This is a genomic window from Actinomadura sp. BRA 177 (assembly GCF_013372625.1).
Classification (GTDB): Bacteria; Actinomycetota; Actinomycetes; order Streptosporangiales; family Streptosporangiaceae; genus Spirillospora.
Map to the genome: position 1 here is coordinate 1 of NZ_JABXFD010000336.1, position 8,976 is coordinate 8,976.

The 8,976-nt window shown below is 72.5% G+C and carries 8 protein-coding genes and 1 pseudogene; 7 read left to right on the plus strand and 2 right to left on the minus strand.

Annotated features, from left to right (window positions below; all coding sequences use genetic code 11):
- Positions 1-127: 127 nt before the first annotated feature.
- Positions 128-283 (minus strand): hypothetical protein, encoded by a 156-nt coding sequence (locus HUX53_RS41260; protein ID WP_255205371.1) that lies wholly within the window; start codon positions 281-283, stop codon positions 128-130.
- On the opposite strand from HUX53_RS41260, the gene HUX53_RS17815 reads away from it, so the two are divergent.
- From HUX53_RS17815 to ilvC, 4 genes are all read left to right on the plus strand, one after another.
- Positions 270-2,798, plus strand: a complete 2,529-nt coding sequence (locus HUX53_RS17815; protein ID WP_309237294.1) for an EAL domain-containing protein — start codon at positions 270-272, stop codon at positions 2,796-2,798. The genes HUX53_RS41260 and HUX53_RS17815 overlap by 14 nt on opposite strands.
- A 107-nt stretch (positions 2,799-2,905) precedes the next feature.
- The gene (locus HUX53_RS17820; RefSeq protein ID WP_255205368.1) at positions 2,906-4,777 is read left to right on the plus strand and encodes an acetolactate synthase large subunit; all 1,872 of its coding nucleotides are present in this window, start codon (positions 2,906-2,908) and stop codon (positions 4,775-4,777) included.
- Positions 4,778-4,782: 5 nt separating this feature from the next.
- Positions 4,783-5,307, plus strand: a complete 525-nt coding sequence (gene ilvN / locus HUX53_RS17825; protein WP_176404334.1) for an acetolactate synthase small subunit — start codon at positions 4,783-4,785, stop codon at positions 5,305-5,307.
- Positions 5,308-5,365: 58 nt separating this feature from the next.
- The gene (gene ilvC, locus HUX53_RS17830) at positions 5,366-6,349 is read left to right on the plus strand and encodes a ketol-acid reductoisomerase (protein WP_176404335.1); all 984 of its coding nucleotides are present in this window, start codon (positions 5,366-5,368) and stop codon (positions 6,347-6,349) included.
- 45 nt (positions 6,350-6,394) lie between these two features.
- On the opposite strand, the gene HUX53_RS17835 is transcribed toward ilvC, so the two are convergent.
- A complete protein-coding gene (locus tag HUX53_RS17835) occupies positions 6,395-7,183 on the minus strand; it encodes a hypothetical protein (RefSeq protein ID WP_309237295.1) in 789 nt (262 codons plus the stop codon).
- A 140-nt stretch (positions 7,184-7,323) separates the two neighbouring features.
- Here HUX53_RS17835 and HUX53_RS17840 point away from each other — a divergent pair, with 140 nt between their 5' ends.
- From HUX53_RS17840 to HUX53_RS17850, 3 genes and pseudogenes are all read left to right on the plus strand, one after another.
- Complete coding sequence (locus tag HUX53_RS17840) at positions 7,324-7,911, plus strand: PadR family transcriptional regulator (RefSeq protein ID WP_176404336.1); 588 nt, start codon at positions 7,324-7,326, stop codon at positions 7,909-7,911.
- Positions 7,908-8,624, plus strand: coding sequence for an ABC transporter ATP-binding protein (locus HUX53_RS17845; RefSeq protein WP_176404337.1), 717 nt, complete (start codon positions 7,908-7,910; stop codon positions 8,622-8,624). Before HUX53_RS17840 ends, HUX53_RS17845 begins: the two co-directional genes overlap by 4 nt.
- Positions 8,621-8,976: pseudogene (locus HUX53_RS17850) on the plus strand (hypothetical protein); the annotation flags it as partial. The gene HUX53_RS17845 and the pseudogene HUX53_RS17850, both read left to right, overlap by 4 nt.

The following is an 8,976-nucleotide window of genomic DNA, read 5'->3' on the forward strand; positions in this document are numbered from 1 at the left end:
GGACGACCGTGTCGATCGCGCGGGTCGACTCCAGCACCTCGGGGCCCTTGATCAGGATGCCGAGCTGCGCGCCGCGTCCCGTCCCGACCATGAGGGCGGTCGGGGTGGCCAGGCCGAGCGCGCACGGTCAGGGGATTATCAGTTCGGCGACCCCGGCGCGGTAGGCGCCGGCGGCGGGGCCGGGCGTCCCGGGCGGGCTGTGGCGCGCGTCGCAGCGCTGGTACGGGATCGCCGCCGCGTCCTGGTTCGTCGGCGCGGTCGGCAGCGCGGTGTCGGACGGCACCGGCCGCAGCGCCCTGTCCCTGTCGGTGCCCGACCTGTTCTACCTGGTCGCGCTGGTCGCGCTGGTCACCGGCCTCGTCGTGCCGATCCGGCTGCCCCGCGACGCGGGGACGTGGCTGCGCTATGCCGCGGACACCTATGTCTGCGCCTGCGCGCTGTTCGTGCTCGGCTGGGTCGCGCTGTTCGGCACCCTCTACCACCGGTCGGGCGAGTCGCCGACCGAGTTCTCCCTGGAACTGCTGTATCCGCTGATCGACATCGTGTTCGTGTGCGGCGCGCTGCCGTTCGTCCTCGGCGCCGCGCGCGGGCACCGCCGGCTCGCCTGGATGGGGTACGGCGCGCTGACCGCGATCGCGGGCGCCGACATCGTGTCCACGTTCGTCCGGCTGGACGGCGGCGGACCGGCCGACGACCCGTCCGACATCCTGCGCCTCGCCGGGCTGCTCCTCCTGCTGCTGGTGCCGTGGACGGGCCCGGCCGCCGAGCCGGACCTGCCCGTCGACGACATTCCCGCGGACGTCGAGGTCGAGGGCGAGGAGTGCGGCCGCATGATCGGCCCGGGCATCGCGCCGGCCGCGGTCGCCGCCGCGGCGGCGCTGTTCATCGCGGGCCACTCGCTCACCGGGCGCAACGGCCTGGAGCCCGGCATCTCGATCGCCGCGGGCTCGGCCGCGCTGGTGCTGATCGCGCGCCTCGCCGGGCTGCTGCGCGAGAACGACGCGCTGCGGCAGGCCGTGGAGACCGGCGAGGAGCACTTCCGGGCGCTGTCGGAGAGCATCAACGACGCGGTGCTGATCTGCGACCTGGACGCGACCGTCCAGTACGCCAGCGCGGGCGCGCTGCGCATGTACCACTACACGTCCGACGAGCTGCTCGGACGGCCCCTGAACGAGCTCGTCCACCCGGAGGACGTGCCGCAGGTCCAGGCGGTGTTCACCGAGTTCCTGGACGAGCAGGCCGGCCTCGGCGGCCCCGACGACGTGCTGCGCGTGTCGTGCCGGGTGCGCGCGGCCGACGGCACCTGGCTGCCGACCGAGTCGACGATCTCCCGGTACAGCGGCTCGGACGGGACACCGGCCCGGCTGCTGGTCACCACCCGGGACCTCAGCGAGCGGGCCGCGCTGCAGCGGCAGGTCGCGCACCTGACGTTCCACGACGGGCTGACGGGCCTGCCGAACCGGGCCTACTTCGAGGAGCGGACGCGGGAGGTGCTGTCCCGGCAGCCGTCCGGCGGCAAGGTCGCGGTCGTGTTCGTCGACCTGGACGGGTTCACCGCGGTGAACGACTCGGAGGGGCACGCGGCCGGCGACCAGGTGCTCGCGCAGGCGGCGCGGCGGCTGCGCGCGAACGTCCTGTCGGACGACACGGTGGCGCGCTGGGGCGGCGACGAGTTCGCCGTCCTCGTGCAGCTGCCGCCGGACGACGGTGAGACGCGCGCCACAGTCGAGCTCGCGGGACGGCTCCTGCGCGTCCTTTCGGTCGACCCTTACCAGGTGGGCGACAAGCACATCGTGCTCACCGCGAGCGTCGGCATAGCGTTCGCCGGGGACGACGAGGAGCCCGCCGCCGCCGCGGACGGCGGCCGCAGGCTCCGCCGCACCGCCGCCGACCTGCTGCGCAACGGCGACCTCGCGATGGCGCGGGCGAAAGAGATCGGTGGCGGCCGCGTCGAGGTGTACGCGCCGCACATGCACGCCGACGTCGTCCGGCGGCTGGAGCTGGGCAGCGACCTGCAGGCGGCGCTCGCCGAGGAGCAGTTCGCGGTCGAGTTCCAGCCGGTGGTGGACCTCGGCACGTCCCGGGTGACCGGGGTGGAGGCGCTGCTGCGCTGGTGGCGCGGGAACGAGGCGGTGCCGCCGGAGGAGTTCATCGGCCCGGCGGAGGAGTCCGGCCTGATGGTCCCGCTCGGCAACTGGGTGCTGCGGGAGGCGTGCCGGGAGGTCGCCCGGTGGCGCGGCGACTCGTGGGATGTGGGCGTGTCGGTGAACTTCACCGCCCGGCAGATCGCCGCGCCCCGGTTCGTGGAGTCGGTCGCGGCGGTGCTGGAGGAGACCGGGCTGGCGCCGAGCGCGCTGACGCTGGAGGTCCGCGAGGAGGTCCTCGTGGAGGACGCCGGACAGAACGTGGCGCGGCTGTCGGAGCTGCGCGACCTCGGCGTCCGGCTGGCGATCGACGACTTCGGCACCGGGTACGCCTCGCTGGCCTATCTCGGTCAGCTCCCCGTCGACATCATCAAGATCGACCCGTCGTTCGTGGCGGGCCTCGGCTCGGACGAGACGCTGACGCTGCTCACCCGCACGATCGTGCGGCTCGGCAGCGACTTCGGGCTGACCGTGGTCGCGGAGGGCATCGAGCGGCCCGAGCAGCTGGAGCTGCTGCGGGAGATGGGGTGCCCGCGCGGCCAGGGCTTCCTGGTGGCGCGCCCGATGGCGGCGGGGCGGGTCGAGTCGCTGGTGCGGACGAACCTCGCCGCCCGGAACAGGCCCGGCGACGTGGCGCTGCCCCTCCCGGGATGAGGCACCGATATCTCAGATAGTGAGATATCGTGTCCACGGATTTGACCGGCGGCCGGACATCGGCGAAAGTAGGCCCGTGCAGAGCACTCTCACCATCCTCGTAGTACTTGGTCGGCGCGCGGGCTGACCAAGCTTCTCGTCCTGCGCGCCTCCCCTCGACCGCTTCACGGCGGCGGGGGTTTTTTGTTGCCCGGCGAGCCAAGACTCACTCCCCAAGGAACCGCAGAATCATGACGACCGAACAGATGACGGGAGCCCAGGCGCTGGTGCGCGCCCTGGAGAACGTCGGCGTCGACACCGTGTTCGGCATTCCGGGTGGCGCGATCCTCCCGGCGTACGACCCGCTGTTCGACTCCGAGAAGCTGCGCCACATCCTCGTCCGGCACGAGCAGGGCGCCGGCCACGCCGCCCAGGGCTACGCGATGGTGACCGGCAAGGTGGGCGTGTGCATGGCCACCAGCGGGCCCGGCGCGACCAACCTCGTCACGGCGATCTCCGACGCCTACATGGACTCGGTGCCGATCGTGGCGATCACCGGCCAGGTCGCGTCCTCCCTCATCGGGACGGACGGCTTCCAGGAGGCCGACATCGCCGGCATCACGATGCCGATCACCAAGCACAACTTCCTGGTCACCAAGGCCGCCGACATCGGCCGGACGATCGCCGAGGCGTTCCACATCGCCGCCACCGGCCGTCCCGGCCCGGTCCTCGTCGACATCGCCAAGGACGCCCTGCAGGCCACCGTCGAGTTCGAGTGGCCCGTCCAGCTCCAGCTCCCGGGCTACCGGCCCGTGACCCGGCCGCACTCCAAGCAGGTCCGCGAGGCGGCACGGCTCATCGTGAACGCCGAGCGGCCGGTGCTGTACGTCGGCGGCGGCGTGCTGAAGGCCGGCGCGTCCGCCGAGCTGAAGGTGCTCGCCGAGCTGACCGGCGCGCCCGTCGTCACCACGCTGATGGCCAAGGGCGCGCTGCCCGACAGCCACCCGCTGCACATGGGCATGCCCGGCATGCACGGCGGCGTCGGCGCGGTCGGCGCGCTGCAGCGCGCCGACCTGCTGGTCACCCTCGGCGCCCGGTTCGACGACCGGGTCACCGGCAAGCTGGACGGGTTCGCGCCGAACGCCAAGGTCGTGCACGCCGACATCGACCCGGCGGAGATCTCCAAGAACCGGCACGCCGACGTCCCGATCGTCGGGGACGCTCGCGAGGTCATCGCCGACCTGATCGTCGCCGTGCAGAACGAGCACGAGCAGGGCCACAAGGGCGACTACACCGACTGGTGGCGGCAGCTCAACGCCTGGCGCGAGACCTACCCGCTGGGCTACGACACGCCGGACGACGGCTCGCTGTCCCCGCAGTACGTCATCGAGCGGATCGGGGAGATCGCCGGGCCCGAGGCCTACTACGTCGCGGGCGTCGGCCAGCACCAGATGTGGGCCGCGCAGTTCATCAAGTACGAGCGGCCGGGCGCGTTCCTGAACTCCGGCGGCGCCGGGACGATGGGCTACGCCGTCCCCGCCGCGATGGGCGCCAAGGTCGGCGCGGCGGACACGACGGTCTGGGCGATCGACGGCGACGGCTGCTTCCAGATGACCAACCAGGAGCTCGCGACCTGCGCGATCGAGGGCATCCCGGTGAAGATCGCCGTGATCAACAACGGCAACCTCGGCATGGTCCGGCAGTGGCAGACGCTCTTCTACAACGAGCGCTACTCCAACACCAACCTGCACGCCGCCAAGCGTATCCCCGACTTCGTCAAGCTCGCCGAGGCCTACGGCTGCGTCGGCCTGCGCTGCGAGAAGGCCGAGGACGTCGACGAGGTCATCGCCAAGGCCATGGAGATCGACGACGCCCCGGTCGTGATCGACTTCGTGGTCCACAAGGACGCCATGGTCTGGCCGATGGTCGCGGCCGGCACCACCAACGACGACATCCAGATCGCGCGGGACATGGCGCCCGAGTGGGAGAACGGAGACTGACCCCGATGAGCCTGCACACCCTCTCGGTGCTGGTGGAGAACAAGCCCGGCATCCTCGCCAGGGTCGCGGCGCTGTTCTCCCGGCGCGGCTTCAACATCGAGTCGCTCGCCGTCGGCGTCACCGAGCACCCGGACATCTCCCGGATGACGATCGTGGTGAACGTCGCCGGCCTGCCGCTCGAACAGGTCACCAAGCAGCTGAACAAGCTGATCAACGTCCTGAAGATCGTCGAGCTGGACTCCTCGGCGTCCGTCCAGCGCGAGCTCGTCCTGGTCAAGGTGCGCGCCGACGCGGAGACGCGCTCGCAGGTGCTGGAGACCGTCAACCTGTTCCGCGCCAAGGTGGTGGACGTCGCGCCGGACGCGGTGACCATCGAGGCGACCGGCAACCGTGACAAGCTGGACGCGTTCATCAGGGTCCTGGAGCCGTTCGGCATCAAGGAACTGGTGCAGTCGGGCATGGTGGCCATCGGCCGCGGCGCCCGCTCCATCACCGACCGCTCGCTGCGGGCCATCGAGCGCAGCGCGTAAATCCGAAGACAACGCGTGACACGTGAAGACAACGAAAGGCGACAGCACTGTGGCTGAGATGTTCTACGACGACGCCGCCGACCTGGCCGTGATCCAGGGCCGGCACGTGGCGGTCATCGGCTACGGCAGCCAGGGGCACGCGCACGCGCTCTCCCTGCGCGACTCCGGCGTGGACGTGCGGGTCGGGCTCCGCGAGGGGTCGGCGAGCCGGGAGCTGGCGGAGGCCGAGGGCCTGCGCGTCGTGACCCCGGCGGAGGCGGCCGAGGAGGCCGACCTCATCATGATGCTGGCCCCGGACCACCACCACCGGGAGATCTTCGAGAAGGACATCAAGCCGGCGCTCGTCGAGGGCGACGCGCTGTTCTTCGGCCACGGCTTCAGCATCCGCTACGACCTCGTCCAGCCGCCGGAGGGCGTGGACGTGGCCATGGTCGCGCCGAAGGGCCCGGGGCACCTCGTCCGCCGCCAGTTCGTCGCCGGGCGCGGCGTGCCGGTGATCGTGGCCGTGGAGAAGGACCCGTCCGGCAACGCCTGGCCGCTGGCGCTGTCCTACGCCAAGGCCATCGGGGGTCTGCGCGCGGGCGGCATCAAGACGACCTTCACCGAGGAGACCGAGACCGACCTGTTCGGTGAGCAGTCCGTGCTGTGCGGCGGCGTCTCCGAGCTGATCAAGACCGGGTTCGAGGTGCTGACCGAGGCCGGCTACCAGCCGGAGGTCGCCTACTTCGAGGTCCTGCACGAGATGAAGCTGATCGTCGACCTCATGTACGAGGGCGGCATCCACAAGATGTACTGGTCGGTGTCCGACAACGCCGAGTACGGCGGCTATAGCCGCGGCCCGCGCGTGATCACGCCGGAGACCAAGGCCGCGATGAAGAAGATCCTCGGCGAGATCCAGTCCGGGCAGTACGCCAAGGAGCTGGTGGACGAGTTCGAGGGCGGCCAGAAGCAGTTCCAGCAGTACCGGGACGAGCTGGCCGCGCACCCGATCGAGAAGACGGGCGCCGAGCTGCGCCCGATGATGAGCTGGCTGAACGACTGAGCCCGTTCTCGGAGGCGCGGGGGCCGGCCCCCGCGCCTTCGCGCTTCACCGGCCGAACCGGCGCAGCAGCCTGGCCCGCAGCGAGGTGCCGCCGGGCGCGCCGGTCACGAAGAGCGCCAGGTGCCCGCCCTTGGTGAAGTAGACGGCGACGTCCTTCGGGCCGGCCGCGCGCCGCTGCGGGCCGGTCCGCACGCCCTCGGCGCGGACGGAGCCGAAGCGGGCCTCGCGGGTGACGCCCAGCGAGGTCGCCGCCACGTGCACGTCCCAGCGTCCCGGCTCGACCTCGGCGGGGTCGGCGACGGCCTCGAAACCGCGGGCGGCGTCCGGGCGGGGTTCGGCGGTGATGCCGTGCTCCCTGCCGGACGTCCGCTCCCGCAGGATGAGGTCCACGGCGGTGTGGTGCGTCTCGACGCGCTGGAGCGCGGCGACGCCGCGGATGCGCAGCCTGCGGCCCTGCCAGCCGACCGCGTCCAGCCGGTGCTCGACGCCGACCTCGGTGGTGATGTCGGCGTCCTGGCGGGGGACTCCGCGCAGGTAGGGGTACATCGCGTAGATCCGGCCGCCGACCACGACGGCGCCCGCCGGGCTGCCCTCCGCCTCGTCGCGGATCAGCCGCTCCAGCTCCTCGCGCAGCCCGTGCTGGATGCAGAACGCCCGGAGCCGGACGGACGCGGGCATCGCGGCGCGGGCGGCCTCGCTCAGCCCCTCCTCGCCGATCACGCGGCGGGTGCCCTCCACGAGCCGCTCCCGCTGGACGCGGTCGAGGCTCAGGTAGCGGTGGTCGTACACGCGCAGCACGTCGTGCAGGACGCTGATGGTGCAGTCCGAGGTCACGGGTCTCTCCTGGATAGGCCGGGGACAACGGTCACGTTAAGGCTCCGTGCGGTCGCGCACAGTGAAAACCCGGTGGTGTGTCCTCCTGGATGCATACTCGGTATTGTCCAGGGCATACTCGGTATGCATACTTGGTAGGCATGTCGATCCGTCACGGCCTGCTGGCACTGCTGTCCCAGGGGCCCCGCTACGGCTACCAGCTGCGCGCCGAGTTCGAGACCTTCACCGGCGCCACCTGGCCGCTCAACATCGGGCAGGTCTACTCCACCCTCTCCCGGCTCGAACGCGACGACCTCGTCACCCGCGTCGGCGCCGACGACGAGGGCCGCTTCGTCTACCGGATCACCCCGGCGGGCGAGGAGGACGTCCGGAGGTGGTTCGCCACCCCGATCGTCCGGGCCGACCGGCCCCGCGACGAACTGGCGATCAAGCTGGCGATGGCCGTCACCGCACCGGGCGTGGACGTCGTCCAGGTCGTCCAGGCGCAGCGCACCGCCACGCTGCGCACGCTCCAGGACCTCACCCGGCTGAAGGCCGACGCGCCCGCCGTCCCCGCCGACCAGGGCGACCGCGCGTGGCGGCTCGTCCTGGAGTCGATGATCTTCCAGGCGGAGGCCGAGGTGCGCTGGCTCGACCACTGCGAGACCTACGTCGCCCGCGCCGAGCCCGCCGCCCCGTCCGCTCCCGCCGAGGCGCCCGCGCGGACCGACGAGGAGGCGCGGCGATGACCGTCCTGTCCCTGCGGGACGTCTCCCGCGACCACGGCGGCGGCCCGGCCCTCGTGCACGCCCTCGTCCGGGTGACCCTGGACGTCGCGGCGGGCGAGTTCGTCGCGGTGATGGGCCCGTCCGGCTCCGGCAAGTCGACCCTGCTGACGCTCGCCGGCGGCCTCGACACGCCCACGTCCGGGCAGGTCGTCGTGGCCGGCGCGGACCTCGGCGCGCTGAGCCGCGCCGGCCGCTCGGCCCTGCGGCGCCGCGCCGTCGGCTACGTCTTCCAGGACCTGAACCTCATCCCCAGCCTGACCGCCGCCGAGAACGTCATGCTGCCCCGTGAACTGGACGGCGTCCGCTCCCGCCGGGCCCGCCGCGAGGCGCGGCAGGCACTGGACGAGGTGGGCGTCGGCGAGCTGGCCGACCGGTTCCCGGACGAGATGTCCGGCGGCCAGCAGCAGCGCGTCGCGATCGCCCGCGCGCTCGTCGGCGACCGCCGGCTCGTCCTCGCCGACGAGCCGACCGGCGCGCTCGACAGCCACACCGGCGAGGACGTCATGCGGGTGCTGCGGGGCCGCTGCGACGCGGGCGCGTCCTGCCTGATGGTCACGCACGAGTCGCGGCACGCCGCCTGGGCCGACCGGGTCGTGTTCCTGCGCGACGGCCGCCTCGTCGACGCGACCCCCGGCCGCCCCGGCCCCGAGACCCTGCTCCAGGAGACGACGTGAACCGCTACGGATTCGCCCTGCGCCTCGCCCGGCAGGACGCGCTGCGCGCCAAGGGCCGCACCGCACTCGTGCTGTGCATGATCGGCCTGCCGATCGGCGTCGTCGTCGCCCTCTCCGTCCTGCAGGCCACAACGACCGCGCGGGACCGGTCGGCGGGCCCGGCGTCCGCCGCCGAGACGGCCGTCCTCGCGCTGATCGTCGCGATGATCGTGCTGGAGGTCGTGCTGCTGGCCGGCCCGGCGTTCGCGGTGGACGTCCGGCGGCGGCGCCGCGACCTCGCGCTCGTCGCCGCGTCCGGCGGCGCGGGCCGGCACCTGCGCGCCATCGTGCTGACCAGCGGCCTGCTCCTAGG